General features: G+C 70.5%; 18 protein-coding genes. 17 read left to right on the plus strand and 1 reads right to left on the minus strand.

Annotated features, from left to right (window positions below; genetic code table 11):
- The 8 genes from MKP15_RS16500 to MKP15_RS16535 form a co-directional block, all read left to right on the plus strand.
- Positions 1 to 588 (plus strand): tetratricopeptide repeat protein (locus MKP15_RS16500; RefSeq protein ID WP_345778735.1); only part of this gene is annotated, 588 nt, incomplete at its 5' end.
- The gene (locus MKP15_RS16505; protein ID WP_240213459.1) at positions 585 to 2,030 is read left to right on the plus strand and encodes an ExeA family protein; all 1,446 of its coding nucleotides are present in this window, start codon (positions 585 to 587) and stop codon (positions 2,028 to 2,030) included. The genes MKP15_RS16500 and MKP15_RS16505, both read left to right, overlap by 4 nt.
- Positions 2,017 to 3,723 (plus strand): type II/IV secretion system protein, encoded by a 1,707-nt coding sequence (locus MKP15_RS16510; protein WP_240213460.1) that lies wholly within the window; start codon positions 2,017 to 2,019, stop codon positions 3,721 to 3,723. Before MKP15_RS16505 ends, MKP15_RS16510 begins: the two co-directional genes overlap by 14 nt.
- Positions 3,720 to 4,976, plus strand: coding sequence for a type II secretion system F family protein (locus MKP15_RS16515; protein ID WP_240213461.1), 1,257 nt, complete (start codon positions 3,720 to 3,722; stop codon positions 4,974 to 4,976). The genes MKP15_RS16510 and MKP15_RS16515 overlap by 4 nt, the downstream gene beginning before the upstream one ends.
- 10 nt (positions 4,977 to 4,986) lie before the next feature.
- Positions 4,987 to 5,739: a prepilin-type N-terminal cleavage/methylation domain-containing protein gene (locus MKP15_RS16520; RefSeq protein WP_240213462.1), complete on the plus strand. Its 753-nt coding sequence runs from the start codon at positions 4,987 to 4,989 to the stop codon at positions 5,737 to 5,739.
- A 43-nt stretch (positions 5,740 to 5,782) separates the two neighbouring features.
- The gene (locus MKP15_RS16525) at positions 5,783 to 8,950 is read left to right on the plus strand and encodes a hypothetical protein (RefSeq protein WP_240213463.1); all 3,168 of its coding nucleotides are present in this window, start codon (positions 5,783 to 5,785) and stop codon (positions 8,948 to 8,950) included.
- A complete protein-coding gene (locus MKP15_RS16530) occupies positions 8,947 to 10,047 on the plus strand; it encodes a prepilin-type N-terminal cleavage/methylation domain-containing protein (RefSeq protein WP_161615245.1) in 1,101 nt (366 codons plus the stop codon). The genes MKP15_RS16525 and MKP15_RS16530 overlap by 4 nt, the downstream gene beginning before the upstream one ends.
- Positions 10,044 to 11,381, plus strand: a complete 1,338-nt coding sequence (locus tag MKP15_RS16535) for a prepilin-type N-terminal cleavage/methylation domain-containing protein (protein WP_240213464.1) — start codon at positions 10,044 to 10,046, stop codon at positions 11,379 to 11,381. Before MKP15_RS16530 ends, MKP15_RS16535 begins: the two co-directional genes overlap by 4 nt.
- A 248-nt stretch (positions 11,382 to 11,629) precedes the next feature.
- On the opposite strand, the gene MKP15_RS16540 is transcribed toward MKP15_RS16535, so the two are convergent.
- Positions 11,630 to 12,448 carry a BTAD domain-containing putative transcriptional regulator gene (locus MKP15_RS16540; RefSeq protein ID WP_161615247.1) on the minus strand — a complete coding sequence of 273 codons (819 nt, stop codon included), beginning with the start codon at positions 12,446 to 12,448 and terminating at the stop codon, positions 11,630 to 11,632.
- A 553-nt stretch (positions 12,449 to 13,001) separates the two neighbouring features.
- Between MKP15_RS16540 and MKP15_RS16545 the strand changes: the two genes are divergently transcribed.
- The 9 genes from MKP15_RS16545 to leuB all read left to right on the plus strand — a co-directional run bounded on the left by MKP15_RS16545 (position 13,002) and on the right by leuB (position 22,187).
- The gene (locus tag MKP15_RS16545) at positions 13,002 to 13,217 is read left to right on the plus strand and encodes a hypothetical protein (protein WP_158681896.1); all 216 of its coding nucleotides are present in this window, start codon (positions 13,002 to 13,004) and stop codon (positions 13,215 to 13,217) included.
- Between the two features lie 53 nt (positions 13,218 to 13,270).
- Positions 13,271 to 14,245 (plus strand): ketol-acid reductoisomerase, encoded by a 975-nt coding sequence (gene ilvC / locus MKP15_RS16550; RefSeq protein ID WP_240213465.1) that lies wholly within the window; start codon positions 13,271 to 13,273, stop codon positions 14,243 to 14,245.
- Positions 14,246 to 14,290: 45 nt separating this feature from the next.
- A complete protein-coding gene (gene ilvG / locus MKP15_RS16555) occupies positions 14,291 to 16,018 on the plus strand; it encodes an acetolactate synthase 2 catalytic subunit (protein WP_240213466.1) in 1,728 nt (575 codons plus the stop codon).
- A complete protein-coding gene (locus tag MKP15_RS16560; protein ID WP_054667479.1) occupies positions 16,002 to 16,259 on the plus strand; it encodes an ACT domain-containing protein in 258 nt (85 codons plus the stop codon). The genes ilvG and MKP15_RS16560 overlap by 17 nt, the downstream gene beginning before the upstream one ends.
- A gap of 111 nt (positions 16,260 to 16,370) precedes the next feature.
- Complete coding sequence (locus tag MKP15_RS16565; RefSeq protein WP_275692620.1) at positions 16,371 to 17,468, plus strand: threonine dehydratase; 1,098 nt, start codon at positions 16,371 to 16,373, stop codon at positions 17,466 to 17,468.
- Positions 17,462 to 19,018, plus strand: a complete 1,557-nt coding sequence (locus MKP15_RS16570) for a 2-isopropylmalate synthase (RefSeq protein ID WP_240213476.1) — start codon at positions 17,462 to 17,464, stop codon at positions 19,016 to 19,018. Before MKP15_RS16565 ends, MKP15_RS16570 begins: the two co-directional genes overlap by 7 nt.
- 38 nt (positions 19,019 to 19,056) lie before the next feature.
- Entirely contained in the window at positions 19,057 to 20,475 is a 1,419-nt protein-coding gene (leuC, locus tag MKP15_RS16575) for a 3-isopropylmalate dehydratase large subunit (RefSeq protein WP_240213467.1), read from the plus strand.
- Positions 20,475 to 21,053: a 3-isopropylmalate dehydratase small subunit gene (gene leuD / locus MKP15_RS16580; RefSeq protein WP_240213468.1), complete on the plus strand. Its 579-nt coding sequence runs from the start codon at positions 20,475 to 20,477 to the stop codon at positions 21,051 to 21,053. The genes leuC and leuD overlap by 1 nt, the downstream gene beginning before the upstream one ends.
- Positions 21,054 to 21,125: 72 nt before the next feature.
- Positions 21,126 to 22,187 carry a 3-isopropylmalate dehydrogenase gene (leuB, locus tag MKP15_RS16585; protein WP_240213469.1) on the plus strand — a complete coding sequence of 354 codons (1,062 nt, stop codon included), beginning with the start codon at positions 21,126 to 21,128 and terminating at the stop codon, positions 22,185 to 22,187.
- Positions 22,188 to 22,201 lie beyond the last annotated feature (14 nt).

Below are 22,201 nucleotides of genomic sequence, written 5' to 3' on the forward strand. Positions count from 1 at the left end.
GCGAGCGTGGCGGTACAACCGCCGGAATCCACGCCGGCGGTCGTTCCCACGCCGCAGCCGGCGTCCGACACGCCCGCAAGCAACACGCCGGGCGTCGCCACGCCGGCCCCGGCCCGGTCGGCGCCGCTGCCGGCGACCGCCGCCAACGACAGCGCCGCGCCTGCGATCCACATCGAGGTCGAACGCCGCAGCGGCGCCGCCCCGGCCGATGCCGGCGGTGACGGCCGCGCGGTGGAACAGGCCGTGGCCGATGTCGAGCGCGCGATGGCCGGCGGCGACCTGGACAACGCCCGCCAGGCACTGGCGCGGCTGGCTGGCCTGCTCTCGCCGGAGAGCCTGACCCTGCTGCGCATGCAGGCCTGGGTCGCGCATGCCGGCAACGACACCGACCAGGCCGAAGCGTTGTACCGCCGGATCGCCGAGCGCGTTCCCGAAGACGTGAACGCCGGGGTCAACATCGCCCTGCTCGACGCCCGCCGCGGCGACGCCGACGCCGCGCGCGCGCGGCTGGCACGGCTGTCCGGGCGCCATCCGCGCTCGCCGCAGGTGGCCCGCGCGCTGGCCGAACTGGACCGCGGCGCGCCATGAACCCGGCCCTGGCCCGCCACCTGCAGACGCTGGGGCTGGAACGCGCGCCGTTCCCGCCCACGCCCGATGCCGCGGCGTGGTTCCAGACCGCGCGGCTGGAGGCCGAGCGGGTCGAGGCCGCGCACTGCCTGCGTACCCGCGCCGGCTTCGTGCTGCTGACCGGCGAGATCGGCACCGGCAAGAGCACCTTCCTGCGCCGGCTGCTGGTCGCGCTGGGTGGCGAGGGCATGGTCACCTCGCTGGTGTTCAACACCTTCCTGCAGGGCCCGGACCTGCTGGCCGCGGTACTGCGGGACTTCGGGCTGGAAGCGCGCGGCACGCCGGCGGCGGACATCGACACCCTCAACCGCTTCCTGGTCCAGCAATGGCGCGCGCAGGTGACTTGCGTGCTGATGATCGACGACGCGCAGAACCTGACCCTGGAAAGCCTGGAACTGCTGCGCCTGCTCACCAACCTGGAAACCGGCCAGGAAAAGCTGCTGCAGATTGTCCTGGCCGGGCAACCGGAACTGCGCGCCAACCTGGAACAGCCCGGCATCCGCCAGCTGACCAGCCGCATCTGCAAGCACGTGCAGCTCGACGTCCTGGCCGCCGACGAAGTGCAGCGCTACGTGCATTTCCGCCTGGATGCCGCCGGCAATCCCAGCCCCGGCATCCGCCTGCGCGCCGATGCCGCGCTGGCGCTGCACCGCGCCAGCGGCGGCAACCCGCGCCGCATCCACCAGATCATGGACCGCTGCCTGTACGGCCTGTACGCGATGCCGGCGCAGGCGCGGGTGATCGATCCGGCGCTGGTGCGTACCGCCGCCGCCGAAGCCGGCGCGCGCCCGCTGGCACGCCGCCTGCGGCGCACGCGGCCGGCGCTGGCCACAGCCGCCTCGCTGGCCGGGGTACTGGCCGCGACACTGCTGGCGCTGGCGCTGCGCGGCGCCGATTCACGCGCCGGCGATGCCCCGCCGGCAGCCGCGGCGATGCCGCTGCAGGCCACCGCCGCGCCCGCCGGCGACGACGACGACGCGGACTGGAGCGGCTGCCTGCGCCGCCTGGGCCAGGCCGGGGTGCAGGTACAGGCGGTCACCGATGCCTGGCTGGCACGGCTGCCCACGCGCGAAGGCCTGTGCCTGCAGCGGCTGGCCGACGGCTGGCAGGCGGGATGGCGTGCGCGGCTGCGCGCGGAGGATTTCCTGGCCGCGCAGGACCAGCGCGCGCGCGTGCTGGCGGTGCAGGTGCTGCTGCAGGCCGAAGGCCTGTATGGCGGCCCCCTCGATGGCCTCTACGGGCCGCGGATGCGCGCGGCGATCGCGCGCTTCCAGCAACACAGCGGGCTGCCCTCCAGCGGCGCCCCCGACCCGGCGACCCTGTTCCTGTTCGACACCCTGCTGGCGGCCCGCGCCGCCACTTCGTCCACTTCCCCGGAAACGCAACACCATGGCAACGGTTGATCCCACCCCCGCCCGCCCCGCGACCCCGCCCGCCGTGCAGCGCGACGGCACGCGCCTGGGCGAACGCCTGCTCGAACGCGGCCTGATCGACGCCACCCAGCTGCAGTACGCACTGCAGAAGAACGAGGTCGAGAAACAGCGCCTGGGCCGCGTCCTGATCCGCCACGGCCTGGCCAACGAGTCGGACATCGTGCGCGTGCTGGCCGAGATGAACGGCATCGAGTACGTGCAGGTGGACACGCTGGCGCATGCCGAACCGCAGGTGCTGGCGATGTTCAACCGCGAACTGTGCCAGCTGCGCCAGTTCCTGCCGCTGCGGCGCAGCGGCGATGCGCTGGAAGTGCTGCTCGGCGATGCCGACACCCAGGCCGTGGGGCAGCTGGTGCTGCAGCGCTGCGGCCTGCGCTGCCGCTTCCTGCAGGGCGAATACGGCAAGGTCGCGCGGCTGATCCGCCACACCTACTACTTCGCGCAGAACCCTGTCGAAAGCCTGCTCGAACGCGAGATCAAGCGGCTGTCGACCGACAACGACCATGCCTACAGCCCGGAAAAGCTGCTGGACTACCTGCTGCACTACGCGGTACGCGAGCGCACCACCGACATCCACCTGGCGCCGTCCGACGACAGCCTGCACGTGCTGTTCCGCGTCGACGGCGTGCTGCGGCCGATGTTCGCCATGCCGCTCACCCTCAACCGCCTGCTCGGCTACATCAAGCTGACCGCGGAAATGGACATCTCCGAACAGCGCCGCCCGCAGGACGGCAGCTTCCGCGCCACGGTGCTGGATTCGGCGGTGACGGTGCGCGTGTCGACCCTGATCACCGATGCCGGCGAGCGCACCGTCATGCGCCTGCTGCCCGAGCACAGCGACCTGGCCGGGCTGGAGGAACTGGGCTTCTTCGCCGAGGACGTGGCGGTGCTGGAACGCCTGTTCGCGCGCCCGGCCGGGCTGGTGCTGATCACCGGCCCCACCGGCTCGGGCAAGAGCTCCTCGCTGCATGCCGCGCTGCGGATGCAGTCGCTGATCGAGCGCAACGTGCTTACCGTCGAGGACCCCATCGAATACCGCGTGCCCGGCGCCGGCCAGACCGAGGTCAACCGTCGCGCCGGCTACGAGTTCAGCTCCGCGCTGCGGCATTTCCTGCGCCACGACCCGGACGTGATCCTGCTGGGCGAAATGCGCGACGCCGAGACCGCGCAGGCGGCGCTGGAAGCGGCGGCCACCGGCCACCTGGTGCTCTCGACCCTGCACGTGACCACCGTGTTCGGCGTGGTCCCGCGGCTGCGCCCGCTGGGGCTGGAGGCGCAGGTCATCGCCGACAACCTGCTGGCCGTGGTCAACCAGCGCCTGGTGCGCCAGAACTGCCCGTTCTGCGCCCACGAAGTGCCCTTCAGCGAGCGCGAACTGGAATGGCTGGACCTGCCGGCCGGCAGCTGCGGCAAGCGCGGCGCCGGCTGCGAGCGCTGCCGCGGCAGCGGCTTCCATGGCCGCCTGCCGGTGTACGACATCATGCTGGTGGACGAAGCGCTGGCCAACGGCATCGCCGACGACGTCAGCCGCGAGACGCTGCGCAGCCTGGCCATGAACGCCGGCTTCCGCAGCATCGAGGACGTCGCCAGGGCGCGCGTCATCGCCGGCCAGACCACCAGCGAGGAAGTGATGCGCGTGGCCGGCGTGGGGCCGGCGCCATGAACGTCTACTACTACCGCCTGCTGCTCTCCAGCGGCCGCGTGCGCGCCGGCGTCACCCAGTTGTCGGTCGAACACGATTCGTCGGCGCGGATGTGGCTGGAAAAGAACTTCGACGCGGTCGTGCTCACCCTGTACCGCTTCCCCGGCTGGCTGGGCGAAGCGCAGCGCACCATCACCCAGCTGGTCAAGCCGAGCATCCGCTCGGTGGAGCTGGCCGGGATGCTGCGCGACCTGGCGGTGATGACCTCCAGCGGCATCCCGATCATGGAATCGCTGCGTGCGGTGGCCAACGAGGTCGGCGGTGGCCGCACCTCCAACGCCGCGCGGCTGGCGCGCCGGCTGCTGGACGAACTGGATGCCGGCGCCTCGCTCAGCGACGCGGTGTCGCGTTACCCGGACGCGTTCCCGGAGACCGTGCGCAACCTGCTGATGATCGGCGACGAAACCGGCACTATGGACAAGATGCTGATGGAGTCGGCCGACCACATCGAACGCATCTCCAAGATGACCGCCGACACCCGCCAGGCGCTGATCTACCCGGCGTTCGTGTTCTCGGCGATCTTCGCCGCCGGCGGCTTCTGGATCTACTACGTCATCCCCAACCTGGCCGATCTGTTCAAGCAGATGAACGCCAAACTGCCGCCGCTGACCATCGCGGTGATGAAGGGCTCGGAATGGCTGATCGGCCACATCGGCTTCATCGCCGTGGCCATGGTGGTGTCCGCGTTCGTGCTGTGGGTGGCCTGGCGCTACAGCCGCGGCTTCCGCCGCGCCGCGCACTACACCCTGCACAAGCTGCCCATCGCCAGGACCATCATGTACTCCTCGGGGCTGGCGTTCTTCACCGAGTACATGGCGCTGCTGATCCGCGCCGGCGTGGACATGGTCAGCAGCCTGCAGGTGATGGAACGGGCGATGCGCGACGAGTACTACCGCGACCGCATTATCGCCATCCGCCAGGTACTGGAGCGCGGCGACCGGGTGTCCGCGGCGATGCGCCAGGTCGGCGGCTTCCCCTCGATGATGGTGCGCATGATCGGCGTCGGCGAGGAGACCGGCACCCTGGATTCGCAGTTCGCGCGCCTGTCGGCCGAGTACAGCCTGCGCCTGCAGCGGCTGATCACCAATCTGTCCGAAGTCATCAAGCCGGTGGTGGTGCTGCTGGCCGGCGGCATGTTCGTGTTCCTGATCGTCGCCCTGCTGCTGCCCGTCTACGACCTGGTCAAGCAGGCCATCGCTTCCCCGCAGTTCTGAGGATCCCGTCATGCACCGTCCTACCCGCCCCCTTCCGTCGGCCGCCGGCTTCACCCTGATGGAGATGTCGGTGGTGCTGGTGATCATCGCGCTGATCATCGGCGCGGTCAGCGTCGGCCGCGACGTCTACCGCAGCGCCGAGGCCGAACGCATCGGCGGCGAGTTCGTGCAGGGCTGGATCGTCGCCTACGACCGCTACGTGCAGCAGAGCGGGGTGGTCCCCGGCGATACCCCGGCCAACCCCAGCGGCCGCATCAACGGCCAGCTCGACCGCAGCGGCCGCGAGCTGTGCGACGACCCGGGCAACTTCGCCCTGCGCAAGGCCATGCTCGAACGTGGCGTCGCGCTGCCGCAGGGGCGCGCCGAGGGCATGGAGTCGTTCTACGTCTACCGCGACAGCCAGGGCAACCCGCAGCAGCTGCAGGTGTGCTTCGACACCGTCATCGACTGGGCCGAGCCCACGCCCACCGGCGGCTACCAGCCGCGGGTGCGCAACATCATGGTGCTCAAGGGCCTGACCCCGGAACTGGCCAACCAGCTCGACGCGCGCATCGACGGCCGCATCGACGCCTGTTTCGGCCGCCTGCGCGAGCAGGCACCGATCCCCAAGTACAGCGGCGGCAGCAGCCTGTGCAATGTCGCCGTCGGCAGCAGCAGCGCATCGCAGCCGCGGCCATGGACCGAGGACGACACCCAGACCCGCAACGGCCGCGAGGACGGCCTGGTCAAGGTGATGACCGGCTACCTGCGGATGAACCAGTGACCCCGTTTCCGCTTTCCCCCAACGGCCATTCAGGACACCCGTCATGAACCAGCCCACGCGTCTTCCACCCGCGGCCGCGACCCCCGCGCAATCCGGCTTCGGCCTGCTCCAGGTGATGCTGATCCTGCTGCTGGTCGGCAGCGCGCTCGCCGCCGGCGCGGTGCTGTGGCAATCCAAGCGCGCGCCGGCGCAGGCCGTGGCCCAGGAGCAGGCGCTGCGCTGGGCGGACGAGGCGATCGCCGCCTTCGCCGCCGCGCACGCGCGCCTGCCGTGCCCGGCCGACACCGCCAACGGCGAGGAGAACTGCGCCTCGGGCAACGCCAAGGGCTGGCTGCCCGCGCGCACCCTGCTCGGCGCCTCCGGCGACGGCATGCGTTTCGGTCCGGTGGCCTACATGGTCTATCGCGGCGACGCCGCCACCCACCTGGACCTCACCGCGCCGGGCAATACCTACCAGCCGCCCCTCACCGACGGCAGGGTGCGCGAGATCATCACCCGCGACGAGGACGGCGAAGAGACCGGCCGTCGCGGCTTCGTCGCCGTCAACGGACTGGACCTGTGCCGCACGCTGGAGCTGGCGCAGGTGCAGCCGCACGATCCGCTGCGCGCCGGCAGCGCCGGCGTGCCCTGGAACGTGGCCTACGGCATCGCCGCCGCCGGCCCGCAGTCCGGGGCGTCGCGCCTGGATGACGCCAACGCCGCCGGTGGCGCGCAGATGGCCGCCCCCTGGCAGGAATGGAGTGGCGGCTACGACGACCGCGTGCGCGTGCGCACCTTCGACGGCGCCGGGCAGATGCTCGGCTGCCGGCTGCTCGGCGGCGCCACGCCGGCACCGCTGGCGCGCGCCTACGCCACGCCGCTGGGCCTGCCCGGCGCGGCGGCCGCCACCGCCACGCCCTACAACGTGTCGCTGGCCGGCATGGACGTGCTGGCCGCCGCGGTGACCCTGCACGATGCGCTGGGCGAGCTGCAGGCCAGCAACATCGACGCCACCGAATCGGCCGTGCAGGGCGCGGTCCAGGCGCAGATCTCGGTGATCTTCAAGCTGGTGGCCACCGCCATCAGCCTGTCCGACAACATCACCACGCTGGTGACCTCCTCGGTATCGCTGGTGCGCGCCATCGTCACCTGCATCGCGTCGCTGGGCACCACCTGCGCCGAAGTGCCGATCAAGACCTCGGCGGTGGTCACCGCGGTGGTCGGCCTGGGTACCAAGGGCGTGACCCTGGCGGCCAAGGCCGCCTCGCTGCCGCTGGTCAGCGCGGCACTGGCGGCCACGATCAAGGCGCGCGACCTGGCGCGCAAATCGGCCATTCCGCCGGTCAGCAACCCCGAAGAAGCCCGCCGGCAACTGGAATGCACGCTGTGGGCGCGCAACTGCGGCGACGACGAGGGCGTGGTCAAGACCGAGCTCAACCCGGACTGGCGCGAGGGTGACGACCCCAAGGACAAGTACCGCATCGTCTACCGGCGCGACGCCAACGGCAACCCGATCCCGCGGCTCGATGCCGACGGCAAGCCGATGTACGACAGCAGCGGCAACCCGCTGTACGAGCCGGAATACGAGGCCGGCGCGCCGCGCAAGGGGCTGGAGCAGGAAACCGAAGAGGCCAGGAAGAACTGGCAGACCCTGCAGGTGCAGGTCGATGCCCTGGAAACCTGGCGGCTGGCGCCATGGGGCGTCGCCGTGGCCGGCAATGGCGATCTGAGCGAGAACGGCCGCATCGTCGAGCGCATCGACGTGGAGGCCACGCGCCAGCGGATCTGCGACGGCAACTGGAAGGACTGCCGCTACGGCAAGGCCCAGGTCCGGGTGGAGTGCCGTTATGTCGGGGCCAACGCCGGGCAGTACGTGCTCAATGGCGGCACGTGCACCCATGTCGGCACCGAGACCATCACCGAACCGGACCCGAATGACGCCACCCAGACCATCACCGTCACCCGCCCCAAGGGCGACCGCGACCGGGTGGAGATCACCGACTACGTCTACAACCAGGACCAGGCGGTGACCGACGCCATCGCCCTGCGCACCCTGGCCCAGGACTGGTCCAGCCTGCGCATGCGCAAGGAGGAGCTGGACCGGGAAATCAAGCTGCGCGAGGACAACTTCAACAGCTGGTTCAGCGGCGGCGATTCGATCCTGTCGAAGATGAAGGCGCAGCGCGACGACAGCCAGCATTGCGGCGCCAGCCCGCAGACCGCCATGACCCGGCAGAAGTGCGACAACGCCAACCTCACGGTCCTGTACATCGAGACCTGCCAGAAGCCCGAGCCGGTGCGCGAGTGCAAGGCGGTCAGCCCCGGCACCGGCCGCTACCGCGACGCGGCGTGTACCGACCGCAATGGCAGCGATGCCGAAAAGAACTACGGCTGGGTCGAGACCCTGTCGCCGCCACCCTACCCGCTCGACCCCACGCCGGATGCGGTCTGCAAGCCCAACATGCAGGACCGGATCAACGAGCTCAGGGCCGAACAGGCCGGGCTGCAGCAGGGCATGGACAACGCCCGCAACGCCTACAACGGGCGCATCAACCGCAAGGAAGCTCCGTGGCTGACGTACCCCACCGGCGCCGGCTACGACTGGTTCCAGTGGGCCATCGAGATCACCCGCGACAAGGACGACAACCCGGTCAGCTATGCCTGGAAGCAGTCGCCGATCGTGGAGACGTATCAGGTCTCGGTGCAGGTGCCCGACAACAGTACCGATCCGCCGGGAACAAAGTGGGAACTTCAGGATCGCAACCGGCGGCTGCCGTTCTACGCGCCCGAACCCTACGGCGGCGGCCGCCCGCCGCTGCTGATCACCAGTCCGGCGAATACGCCGCTGTTCGGGACGCTGCAGCTGTATGAACTGCTGCCGGAGAACGCCTGCGCGTACTTCAACAGCCGCCAGTGGAACGGCAGCCAGTGGTGGTGGCCCGGCAGCATCACCTGGGGCGACACCTACAAGGTGGGCCTGTACTGCCAGCGCTATCCCTACAGCCGCGCGTTCGAGGACTGGAAGCGCGCCAAGCTCGGCGCCAGCAACGCCAAGAAGCACTACGACGACCTCTACGCCCAGTTCCAGAAGCTGAAGCAGGAGTACGAGGACATGCGCAGCGGCAGCGTCAGCGGCGGCGACGAGATCCCGATGGCGTTCGGCGCCGAACCGGCGCTGGAATGGGCCGACTCGCGCGGCTCGGCCGGCCCGCAGCCGCTGGTGCAGCCATGAGCCGCGCACCACACCGCCTGGCCCGCGCCGGCTTCACCCTGGTGGAACTGGCCGTGGCGCTGGCCATCGCCGCGCTGCTGACGGTCCTGCTGGTCAGCCTGTTGCCGCTCGGCAACAGGGTGCTCGACGCCGAGCGCCAGCGGCAGGAACTGGCGCAGGCCGAACAGGCGCTACTGGGCTACATGCGCAGTACCGGGCACCTGCCCACGGCCGACGGCGACGGCAACGGCCGCGCCACCGGTGCCGCCGTGGGCTGGCTGCCGGTGGCCGAGCTGGGACTGCCCGCCCGCATGCGCATCCACTACCAGGTGCAACCACGGCTGGCGGTGGCGCCGGGCAACGCCTTCGATCCGCTGCTGCCGCCCACCGATCCGCTGGCGGTCACCGGCAACAGCAACGGCCTGGACCTGTGCATGCAGTTGCTGCTGGAACAGCGCAGCGACATACCGATGGCCGGGCTGGGCATGCCGGTGGCCTACTACCTGGGCCATTCCGGGCTGGCCGGGCACGGCCGCGCCGATGCCGACGCGCAGTGGAAGCCGGCGGCGCAGACCATGCCCGGCACCCCCACCGACAGCGACCTGGCCACGGTCGCCGCCGGCCCCGGCGAACTCGCCAGCCGCCTGTCGTGCACCGATCGCCTGGCCCGCGCCCAGGGCAGCGCGCAGGCCGCGCAATCGGCCTGGAGCTCGCTGGAACTGACCCGCTTCAACTTCGAGTTCCGCGAGTTCGACATCCACATCGCCGAAACCACCCGCGACCAGGCCGCCGTCAGCCTGGCGCTGGCGGTGTACGCCATGGCCGAGTCGATCACCAACGAGGCCATCGCCCTCACCCTGCTGGCCTCGGGCTGGCCGCCGGACGGGCTGACCATTGCCGCCGGCGCCAAGCAGCTGGCCAAGTCGGTGGTGTCCATGGGCATGGCGGCCAAGAGCCTGGCCAGCGCGGCCATCGCCCTGAAGGACGCTCAGGATGCGGTGGAGGACGCCAGGACCCGGCGCGACCAGGTCAGGAACTTCATGGAGCGGATCGACACGCTCTACCAGGACGCCCGCGACACCGCTCTCACCCTGGATCGCGCAGGACTGAACCCATGACGCCCACCGCCATCTCCCCCGCCCGCGCGCACCAGCGCGGCTTCTCGCTGATCGAACTGACCGTGGCCCTGGTCATCCTCGGCATCATCGGCATCCTGCTCACCCGCTGGCTGAGCGACACCGCGCACGAGCGCAGCCAGGTGGCGCAGCGCGACCTGCTCCAGCGCGCCGACGACGCGGTGCTGGGCTATGCCACCATCCACGCACGCCTGCCCTGCCCGGCCAGCCCGCTCAGCGATGGCCGCGAGGACTGCGCCCAGGGCGAGGTCGGTACCCTGCCCTGGCGCACGCTGAGCCTGCCCGACAGCCGCGCCGGCAACATCCGCTACGGCGTCCTGCGCCGCAGCGGCGACAGCGCGCCGTTGGCCGGCTGGAGCACCGCCGCCCAGCGCGTGGCCGACGTGGATACCGCGTTGCCGGCCGACCTGGCGCAGATCGCGGACCAGGCGGTGCCGCTGCAGGTGACCATCAACGCGCCGCGGTTCGTGCCCTTCAGCAAGCTCCAGCCGTGGGACAACTGCAGCGTGGTCGATTGCGCCAACCTGCCGCACAGCGGACTGAACAGCCTCAACAGCATGGATTTCTGCAATGCCCTGCGCAACGCGGCGATGCTGCCGGCCAGCGCGGAGCACGTACACACCCGGCGCGAGCTGGAGCCGGCGCAGGTCGCCGGCAACGTCGCCTACGCGCTGGCGGTGGTCGATCCGCTCGCGCCTGCGCACGACGCCACCTCACCGGTGTTCCAGTCACCGCGCCGCCCCGGCGGCGGCCCCGACAACTACCAGGACAAGGTGCTGGCGGTGGGCATCGACCAGCTGTGGAGCCGCCTGCGCTGCGGCGAGCACTACGCCCCGGCGCTGTACGCGCACGCCAACGTGGCCATGGCCGCGCGCCTGACCACGCCGGCCATGGCCAACCACGAGGTGCAGCTGGACATCATGGTCGAGCTGGGCGTGGCCGAAGCCATGAACGCCTCGGTGGCGCTCATCGATGCCACCGCCGACCTGATCAACACCACCTCCGAGACCCTGGACACCATCGCCGAGATGTTCGAGACCTATGGCGGCTGGAACTGGCGCGTGGCCGTCGCCGGCGGCAGCATCGGCACCGCCGTCGGCAGCACCATCGCCGCCGGCGCGGCGCTGGCCGCGGCAGGCACCTATGCCGCCACCTCGCGCCAATACCGCGACCAGTTCGCCGCCCGCTTCCCCGACGAGGCACGGCGCCTGGAAATCGAGATCGTCAGCAATGCACGCCGCGCCGACATGCTCGGCGGCTTCCCCGACGACACCGTGCGCACCGCGGCGAAGAACCTGCAGTACACCGGGCCCTGAGCCGGACGCGCCAAGGCAACGGGCGGGCGGCCGATCCCGCGCCGCCCGCCTGCCCGCCGCCCCGGCATGCGGGTCCGCGCGCGTGCCGGGGCGGACGCGCGCGCATGCCGCCCTGTCATCGAACGAGAAGGTCAGGGAACGAAAAAGCCGCCATCGACGGACGATGGCGGCGCTGTGTGCGGGTGCGGCCGGGATGTAGACGGTGCCCGGTAACGGACCGCCGACACGGTCATGCGCCGGCGCCCGGCTCAGGCACGCATCGCCTTGTCCTGCGGTGCCGCGCGCGGCGCGCGGATGCGGCCATAGCCACGCAGCGATGGCGCGGCCGCATGGCGCTGGGCGATCTCCATCGCCAGGGTGTGGGTCGCCGGCTGCGGCTCCACCGCCAGTTCCTGCTCCAGCCCGCGGGCCAGCGTCCGGTAGCAGTGCAGGGCCATGTCCGGTTCACCACGCTGCGCGTACAGGCGCATCAGGCTGCGCTGCTGCGATTCGTTCCACGGGTCGAGCATCACGTGGCGTCGGCACAGGTTCACCGCGACCTCCAGGTCCTGGCTGGCGGTGGCGTCCTCGCGCGCGCGCTCCAGCGCCTTGAGCAGGCGCTGCAGCGCCCAGGCCCTGGCGCCCGGCAGCCATTCGCAGAATTCGTCGCAGTGCTCCAGGGCCACGCCTTCGAGCAGTTCGCCGGCGTCCTCCAGCCACTCCCGCGCGGCGCTGCCGGCGATCTGCGCCGGTTCCAGCAGGTCGATGTCGAACAGCCCCTGCGACGCCTGCGGGCACAGGTGCACGTGCTCGCGGTCGATCAGCAGCACGCCTTCGCCGGCGACCGCGACGATCGCGCGGTTCAGATCGGCCAGCACCTGGCGCAGGTTGGTCAGCGCCGCCCCCGGGGCGAGGTCGGGCCACAGCATCGCCGCGATGCGGCTGCGGCGATGCACGCGCGGGCGCTCGACCGCCAGATAGGCCAGCAGTGCCCAGCCCTTGCGGTAGGCAAGGCGCCCACCCTCGCCGATGCGGCATTGCCCGAGCAGCCGGACCAGCGGCTGCGCGTTACCCGGCCACGCGCTCATGGCCCGGTCCCCCCGGTGCGGTTCGATAGACACAGGCTTCCATTCCCCCTATGGCAGGCGAGAAAACGGTTCATGTGGTTCCCCAGCGTTCGGATTGGCGGCCCGGTGTTTTTCGGGGCCTCACTGATAAAACCGTGAAAACCGTCCGCGTCCCATCACGCTTCTTCACCTGCTGTCGACGCCGCTGCAGACCGACAGCCGGATCCAGATCCGGAGCGACGCCTGCCGCGCCGCGGGCGCGTCTGCATGCGGGCGCAGGCGGCGGGCGCGGGCGTCCCCGATGCGCGGCGCGATCCGCGCAACTGGCGTATTGGCGGCACCCGGGCACAACGCCGGCAAACCACTTTCATCGGCAACCATGCCGCAGTGACAACCGTTTCCAACGCCCGCGGCCGGACACACGCGGGTAACGGGTCGCCACGCTTGACAATGCCGAAAGTGCCGTGGTTATCTCGAGCCATGCTGCAACGCCACACCAGCGCCAACCCGAACCGCACCCCGGCCACCGCCGCGGCGTCGCTGCTCGTACTCGTGCTTATTACCGAGCCCACAGGTGCGGGACGAGCTGGCGCGTAGCAGAAAAAAGCCAGATTCGATCAAAAACCCCGCGCCGACCCCGGTGCGGGGTTTTTCGTTTCCAGCATCCATTTCAACTGAAACCATGTTCACCACCGATACCGCCACGCACAAACACAGCACCCGCGCCGCCATGCGCGCCGCTGCGGCGTGCATGGCCCTGATCCCTCCCCCGGCGGCCGCCGCGTCCTGACGCGACGGCCGTTTTCTTTTGCGCTCCCTCTCTCACTGCAAGGAACCGAGTCCATGAGCTCCAACGAACTGCCCCAGATCAAGATCGCCGTCATCGGTTACGGCAGCCAAGGCCGCGCGCATGCGCTGAACCTGCGTGAATCGGGCTTCGAGGTAACCGTGGGCCTGCGCCCGGGCGGCCCGACCGAAGCCAAGGCCCAGGCCGACGGCTTCGTGGTCAAGACGCCGGCCGAGGCGGTCAAGGACGCCGACCTGGTCGCGGTGCTGACCCCGGACATGGTGCAGAAGAAGCTCTACGAGGACGTGCTGGCGCCGAACATGAAGCAGGGCGCCTGCCTGCTGTTCGCCCACGGCCTGAACGTGCACTACGGCATGATCGCCCCGCGCGAGGACCTGGACGTGGTGCTGGTGGCGCCCAAGGGCCCGGGCGCGCTGGTGCGCCGCGAGTACGAGATCGGCCGCGGCGTGCCGTGCATCTACGCCGTCTACCAGGACCGCAGCGGCAAGGCCGAGCAGTTCGCGCTGGCCTATGCCGCCGGCCTGGGCGGCGCCCGCGCCAACATCATCAAGACCACCTTCAAGGAAGAGACCGAAACCGATCTGTTCGGCGAGCAGGCGGTGCTGTGTGGCGGCGCCTCGGCGCTGGTGCAGGCCGGCTTCGAGACCCTGGTCGAAGCCGGTTACCAGCCGGAGATCGCCTATTACGAAGTGCTGCACGAGCTGAAGCTGATCGTCGACCTGTTCTACGAAGGCGGCATCACCCGCATGCTCGAATTCGTCTCCGAGACCGCGCAGTACGGCGACTACGTCAGCGGCCCGCGGGTGATCGACGCCAGCACCAAGGCGCGCATGAAGGACGTGCTCACCGACATCCAGAACGGCACCTTCACCAAGAACTGGGTGGCCGAGTACGAAGCCGGCCTGCCGAACTACAACCGGTTCAAGCAGGCCGACCTGGAGCACCCGATCGAGAAGGTCGGCAAGGAGCTGCGCGCCAAGATGGTCTGGCTGCAGGCGCAGAACGCGTAACCGCGCGGTCCCCCACCCGCACAGAGCAAAGGTCAAGGTCGCTGCATGAACACTCCCGTCCACGGCGCGCCACGCAATGGCGCACGCTGGTTGACGCAGGCCCTGGAGGCCGAAGGCGTGCAGACGCTGTTCGGCTACCCGGGCGGCACCATCATGCCGTTCTACGACGCATTGGTGGATTCCACCCTCAAGCACATCCTGGTGCGCCATGAGCAGGGCGCGGCGCTGGCCGCCAACGGCTACGCCCGCGCCAGCGGCAAGGTCGGCGTGTGCGTGGCCACCTCCGGCCCCGGCGCGTCCAACCTGGTCACCGGCATCGCCGACGCGATGCTCGACTCGGTACCGATGGTGTGCCTGACCGGACAGGTCGGCACGCCGCTGCTGGGCACCGATGCGTTCCAGGAGCTGGACGTGTTCGGCATGACCCTGCCCATCGTCAAGCACAGCTGGCTGGTGCGCCGCGTCGACGACCTGCCGCAGGTGGTGGCTGACGCGTTCCGCGTGGCCCGCGAAGGCCGCCCGGGCCCGGTGCTGATCGACCTGCCCAAGGACGTGCAGCTGGCCGACGCCTCGCACCTGCCCGAGCACGTGCCGGCCACGGTCGCCCCGCTGCCGCCGCCGGACCCGCAGCGCCTGGCCGCGGCGCTGGAGATGATCGCCGCCGCCGAGAAGCCGGTGGTCTACGGCGGCGGCGGCATCGCCCTGGGCGGCGCGGTGGAGGACTTCCGCCGCTTCGTCGAGGCCTCCGGCATTCCCACCGTGCTGACCCTGCGCGGGCTGGGCGCGCTGCCGGCCAACCACCCGCAGTACCTGGGCATGCTGGGCATGCACGGCACCCGCGCCGCCAACATGGCGGTGCAGGAGTCGGACCTGCTGATCGTGGTCGGCGCCCGCTTCGACGACCGCGCCACCGGCAAGCTGACCGAGTTCGCGCCGTTCGCGCGGGTCATCCACCTGGATGCCGACGCCTACGAGATCGACAAGCTGCGCGGCGCCGACATCGCCCTGCCCGGTGACCTCAAGGCCGGCCTGCGCGCGTTGTCCGGCAACCGCGGCAACTGCAACGGCTGGCGCGCGCGCTGCGCCGCCAACCGCGAGAAGTTCGCCGCGCGCTACGACGCCCCCGGCCAGGACATCTACGCCCCGGCGCTGCTCAAGCGGCTGAGCGAGATCGCGCCGCCGGACACGGTCATTGCCTGCGACGTCGGCCAGCACCAGATGTGGGTGGCCCAGCACTGCCGCTTCAACCACCCGCGCAACCACCTGACTTCCGGCGCGCTGGGCACCATGGGCTTCGGCCTGCCGGCGGCGATGGGCGCGCAGTTCGCCTGCCCGGACCGCACCGTGGTGCTGGTCTCCGGCGACGGCAGTTTCATGATGAACGTGCAGGAGCTGGCGACCATCGCCCGCTGCAGCCTGCCAGTGAAGATCGTGCTGCTGGACAACGCCTCGCTGGGCATGGTGCGGCAGTGGCAGGAACTGTTCTTCGCCGAGCGCTACAGCGAGATCGACCTGTCCGACAACCCGGACTTCGCCGCGCTGGCGCAGGTGTTCGGCATCCCGGCCACGCGCATCACCCAGCGCGCCGACGTCGAGGACGCGCTGGCCGCGCTGCTCGACACCCCCGGCCCGGCGCTGCTGCACGTGGCCATCGACGCGCGCGCCAACGTGTGGCCGCTGGTGCCGCCGAACAACGCCAACAGCACCATGCTGGAAGGCAACCCCGCCCATGCCAAGGCAACGCAGGAGAGTTCCAATGCAATACCGGCTTGACCTGGTGCTGACCCCCGCCGAAGGCGCGCTGCTGCGCGTGCTGGGCATGGTCGAGCGCCGGGGCTTCGCGCCCTGCAACATCGCCGGCAGCCGCCAGCCCGCAGACGCCGGCCGCTGGCACGTGCAGCTGGAAGTCAGCGGCGAGCGCCCGCCGGAAACCCTGTGCCGGCAGCTGGAAAAGGTCTACGACTGCGAATCGGTGCGGATCGTGCCGCTGGAACCGGCCGGGGTGGCGGCATGAATCCCGACGTAGGCGACGTACGGCGCCTGCCCTGTCCCGCGCGGGGCAGGGCCCGCGCGCGGAGGCGTCTTCTTCGACGCCCACCGCACGCCCCGGGCCTTGGCCACGTACATGCCTGACCTTGGCCGCCCCGTCGTCGCCGCCGCGGACAGCGGCGCGATCAACGTCAGCGTCGCCGACGTGCTGGCCGCGCAGGCGCGGCTGCGGCGCTTCCTGCCGCCCACCCCGCTGCACTATGCCGAGCGCTTCGGCACCTGGCTCAAGCTGGAGAACCTGCAGCGCACCGGCTCCTACAAGGTGCGCGGCGCGCTGAACGCGATGCTGGCCGCCCTGGAACGCGGCGACGAACGCCCGGTGATCTGCGCCTCGGCCGGCAACCACGCCCAGGGCGTGGCCTGGGCCTCGTTCCGGCTCGGCGTGCAGGCCATCACGGTGATGCCGCACGGCGCACCGGCCACCAAGATCGCCGGCGTGCAGCACTGGGGCGCCACCGTGCGCCAGCACGGCAGCAGCTACGACGAAGCCTACGCGTTCGCCCGCGAGCTGGCCGAGCAGAACGGCTACCGCTTCCTGTCCGCGTTCGATGACCCGGACGTGATCGCCGGCCAGGGCACGCTGGGCATCGAACTCGCCCCGCACGCACCGGACGTGGTGATCGTGCCGATCGGCGGCGGCGGCCTGGCCTCGGGCGTGGCGCTGGCGCTGAAGTCGCAGGGCGTGCGCATCATCGGCGCCCAGGTCGAGGGCGTGGATTCGATGGCGCGTGCGATCAAGGGCGACGTGCGCGAAATCGCCCCGGTCGCCACCCTGGCCGACGGCGTCAAGGTCAAGATCCCCGGTTTCCTCACCCGCCGCCTGTGCGCCAGCCTGCTCGACGACGTGGTCATCGTGCGCGAAGCCGAACTGCGCGAAACCCTGGTGCGGCTGGCGCTGGAGGAACACGTCATCGCCGAAGGCGCCGGCGCGCTGGCGCTGGCCGCCGGCCGCCGCGTCGCCGGCAAGCGCAAATGCGCGGTGGTGTCCGGCGGCAACATCGACGCCACCGTGCTGTCCACGCTGCTGTCCGAAGTGCGCCCCAGCCCGCCGCGCAAACCGCGCCGGCGCAACGCAGACCGACTTAGAAGCCGCGTCGCCCCCAACGCGCCGCGGCCCTCCCGAAACGAACACCCCAACATCATCGCACCCGCTGTCGAGGAGACCCTCTGGTGACTACTCCAACCATCAACACCCCGCGAATTACCATCTTCGACACGACCCTGCGCGATGGCGAACAGTCACCGGGCTGCAGCATGACCCCACCGCAGAAGCTGGTGATGGCGCGCGCCCTGGCCGAGCTGGGCATGGACGTGATCGAAACCGGCTTCCCGGCAAGTTCCCAATCCGACCGCGAGGCCATGGCGCTGATCGGCCGCGAGATCCGCGACCCGGTGCTGGCGGTGCTGTCGCGCTGCCTGCCGGGCGACATCGAAACCTCGGCCAGGGCACTGGAAGCGGCGGCGCGGCCGCGCCTGCACGTGTTCCTGTCCACCAGCCCGCTGCACCGCGAACACAAGCTGCGCATGAGCCGGGAGCAGGTGCTCGAATCGGTACACAAGCATGTGAGCATGGCGCGCGGCTACATCGACGACGTCGAGTTCTCGGCCGAGGACGCCACCCGCACCGAGCTGGAGTTCCTGACCGAAGTGGCGCAGGTCGCCATCGCCGCCGGCGCCCGCACCATCAACCTGCCCGACACCGTGGGCTTCACCACCCCGGACGAGATCCGCGCGATGTTCCGGCACGTCATCGGCAATGCCGCCGGCGCCGACCAGGTCATCTTCAGCGCCCACTGCCACAACGACCTGGGCCTGGCCGTGGCCAATTCGCTGGCCGCCATCGAAGGTGGCGCGCGCCAGGTGGAAGGTTCCATCAACGGTATCGGCGAGCGCGCCGGCAACTGCGCGCTGGAAGAGATCGCCATGGTGCTGAAGGTGCGCAACGCGTTCTACAACTTCGACACGGGCTTTGACACCCGCCGCATCGTGCCGACCTCGCAGCTGCTGCAGCGGCTGGTGGGCATGCCGGTCCAGCGCAACAAGGCCATCGTCGGCGCAAACGCGTTCGCGCACGAGTCGGGCATCCACCAGCACGGCATGCTGCGCAACCGCAACACCTACGAGATCATGCGCCCGGAAGACGTGGGCTGGGAGTCCTCGCAGATGGTGCTGGGCCGCCACAGCGGCCGCGCCGCGGTCGAGGCGCGCCTGCGTGCGCTGGGCTACTGGCTGGAAGAGGAAGAGCTGAAGCTGGTGTTCGACCAGTTCAAAGCGCTGTGCGAGCAGCAGCGCGTGGTCACCGACGCCGACCTGCAGACCCTGATGCAGGGCAACTCCGGCGGCGACGGCTACCGCCTGGCGTCGATGACCATCAGCGACGTCGGCAGCCGCGCCAACGCGCTGGTCGAACTGTCCGACCCGGAAGGCAACCGCGTGGCCGAAACCGCGCAGGGCGACGGCCCGGTGGATGCCTTGTTCTCGGCGCTGTCGGCCGCCACCGGCGTGCAGCTCACCCTGGACAGCTACCATGTGCACAGCGTCGGCATCGGCGCCGACGCGCGCGGCGAGGCCAACCTGGGCGTGCGCCACGAGGGCAACATCTACGAAGGCACCGGCACCAGCCGTGACATCATCGAGGCCAGCGCGCTGGCCTGGCTGGACGTCACCAACCGCCTGCTGCGCCAGCGCGAAGGCAACAAGACCCAGGAAGCCGTCAGCGCCTGAGCGCGACGGCCCCGCATAGGCAACGGAACCAACACGCAATGAGCTCCGCACCCAAGACCCTGTACGACAAACTGTGGGACGCGCACGTCGTCGTCCCCGAAAGCGACAGCGCGCCGGCCGTGCTGTACATCGACCTGCACCTGATCCACGAAGTCACCTCGCCGCAGGCGTTCACCGAGCTGCGCGAGCGCGGACTGAAGCCGCGCCGCCCGGACCGCACCAAGGCGACCATGGACCACTCCACGCCGACCCTGCCGGCCGGCGCCGACGGCAGGCTGCCGTATGCGAGCAAGGCCTCCGAGGCGCAGGTGCAGATGCTGGCCCGGAACTGCGCCGAATACGGCATCGAGCTGTTCGACATGGCCTCCAGCAGCCGCGGCATCGTCCACGTGATCGCCCCGGAGCAGGGCTTCACCCAGCCGGGCATGACGATTGTCTGTGGCGACAGCCACACCTCCACCCACGGCGCATTCGGCGCGCTGGCCTTCGGCATCGGCACCAGCGAAGTGGGCCACGTGCTGGCCACGCAGTGCCTGCTGCAGCGCAAGGCCAAAACCATGGCGATCACCGTTGACGGCGAACTGGCGCCGGGCGTCGGCGCCAAGGACGTGGTGCTGCACATCATCGGCGTGATCGGGGTCAACGGCGGCACCGGCCACGTGCTGGAATTCCGCGGTTCCACTATTGCCGCGATGGACATGGAACAGCGCATGACCCTGTGCAACATGTCCATCGAGGCCGGCGCCCGTGCCGGCATGGTGGCGCCGGACCAGACCACCTTCGACTGGGTCGCCAACACCCCGCGTGGCCCCAAGGGCGCCGAGTTCGACAAGGCGGTTGCCCACTGGAAGACACTGCGCAGCGACGACGGCGCGCGCTTCGACGTGGAGGTGCGCATCGACGCTGCCGACATCCGCCCCACCCTGACCTGGGGCACGCACCCGGGCACCGCCATCGCGGTGGACGCTCCGATCCCGGCCGCCAACGACGCCGCCGCGCAGAAGGGCCTGGACTACATGAAGTTCGAAGCCGGCCACGCGCTGGCCGACACACCGGTGGACGTGGTGTTCGTCGGCTCCTGCACCAACGGCCGCCTGAGCGACATGCGCGAGGTAGCGCAGGTGCTGCGCGGCCGCCGCGTCGCCGCCGGCGTGCGCATGCTGGTGGTGCCCGGCTCGGAGATCGTCAAGCGCGACGCCGAGGCCGAAGGCATCCACGAGATCGTGCGCGCCGCCGGCGCCGAATGGCGCGAACCCGGCTGCTCGATGTGCATCGCCATGAACGGCGACCTGGTCGCGCCGGGGCAACTGGCGGTGAGCACCAGCAACCGCAATTTCGAGGGCCGCCAGGGCCCGGGCTCGCGTACCCTGCTGGCCTCGCCGCTGAGTGCGGCCTGGGCCGCGGTGAACGGCAAGGTCGCCGACGTGCGTGAACTGTTCGACCAGGAGGTGGCGTGATGGCCGGTTTCCGTACCCTGAGCTCGCGCAGCGTGGTGCTGCGCCAGACCAACATCGACACCGACCAGATCATCCCGGCGCGGTTCCTGTCCACCACCGAGCGTGCCGGGCTGGGCAAGAACGCGTTCAACGACTGGCGCTGGCAGGCCGACGGCACGCCGAACCCGGAGTTCGCCTTCAACCAGCCGCAGAACGCCGGCCGCTCGATCCTGCTGGCCGGGCGCAACTTCGGCTGCGGCTCCTCGCGCGAGCACGCGCCGTGGGCGCTGACCGACCTCGGCCTGCGCGCCATCGTCAGCAGCGAGATCGCCGACATCTTCCGCGGCAATGCGCTGAAGAACGGCCTGCTGCCGATCGTGCTGGACGAAGCCGACGTGCAGGAACTGATGCAGCGCCCGGACGATGAACTGACCATCGACGTGGCCGCGCGCGAACTGCGCACCCCCGCCGGCAAGGTGTACGCCTTCCCGCTGGACGGCTTCTCGCAGACCTGTCTGCTGGAAGGCGTGGACCAGCTGGGCTGGCTGCTTGGCCGCGTGGAAGAGATCGAACGCTACGAGGCCGCGCGCGCGGCGTGACGCCCCCTACCGCCCGCACCCACCGCCACGGGTGCCGGGCCGAACGACAGCAACAGGACAACCGGAACCCCCATGCAAGCCAACATCGTCGTACTGCCGGGTGACGGCATCGGCCCCGAGATCACCGTCGCCGCGGTGGACGTGCTCAAGGCCATCGCCGCGCGCTTCGGCCATGACTTCACTTTCGCCGAACACGACATCGGCGGCATCGCCATCGACAACCACGGCGAGCCGCTGCCGGCCGCCACCCTGGACGCGTGCAGCAGGGCGGACGCCGTGCTGCTCGGCGCCGTCGGCGGGCCCAAGTGGTCCGACCCCAACGCCAAGATGCGCCCGGAACAGGGCCTGCTGGCCATCCGCAAGGCGCTGGGCCTGTTCGCCAACCTGCGCCCGGTGCGCACCCACCCGGCCGCGCTGCACGCCTCGCCGATCAAGCCCGAGCTGCTCGCGGACGTGGACTTCGTGGTCGTGCGCGAGCTGACCGGCGGCATCTACTTCGGCGACAAGACCCGCGACGCCGACAGCGCCAGCGACCTGTGCCGCTACACCGTGGCCGAAATCGAGCGCGTGCTGCGCAGCGCCTTCCGCCTGGCCCGGCAGCGCCGCGGCAAGCTGACCTCGGTGGACAAGGCCAACGTGCTGGAGACCTCGCGGCTGTGGCGCGACGTGGCCGCGCGCATCGGCCGCGAGGAATTCCCCGACGTGGAACTGGAACACCAGCTGGTCGATTCCATGGCCATGCACCTGATCGCCAAGCCGCGCGCCTACGACGTGATCGTCACCGAAAACATGTTCGGCGACATCCTCACCGACGAGGCCTCGATGCTGGCCGGCTCGCTGGGCCTGCTGCCGTCCGCCTCGCTGGGCGAACAGGGCAAGGTGGGCATCTTCGAGCCGATCCACGGCTCGGCCCCGGACATCGCCGGCAAGGGCATCGCCAACCCCTACGCCACCATCCTCAGCGCGGCCATGCTGCTGCGCCACTCGCTGGGGCTGGAGGACGAAGCCGCCGCCATTGAGCAGGCGGTGGCCGCCGCGCTGGACGACGGCCTGTTCACCGCCGACCTGGCCGCGCAGGGACGAGCGCTTTCCACATCCCAGGCGGCGCAGGCGGTGCTCGCCCGCCTGCAATGACTCCACGACGCGGC

The organism is Stenotrophomonas sp. Y6 (assembly GCF_022436665.1).
Lineage (GTDB): Bacteria > Pseudomonadota > Gammaproteobacteria > Xanthomonadales > Xanthomonadaceae > Stenotrophomonas > Stenotrophomonas acidaminiphila_A.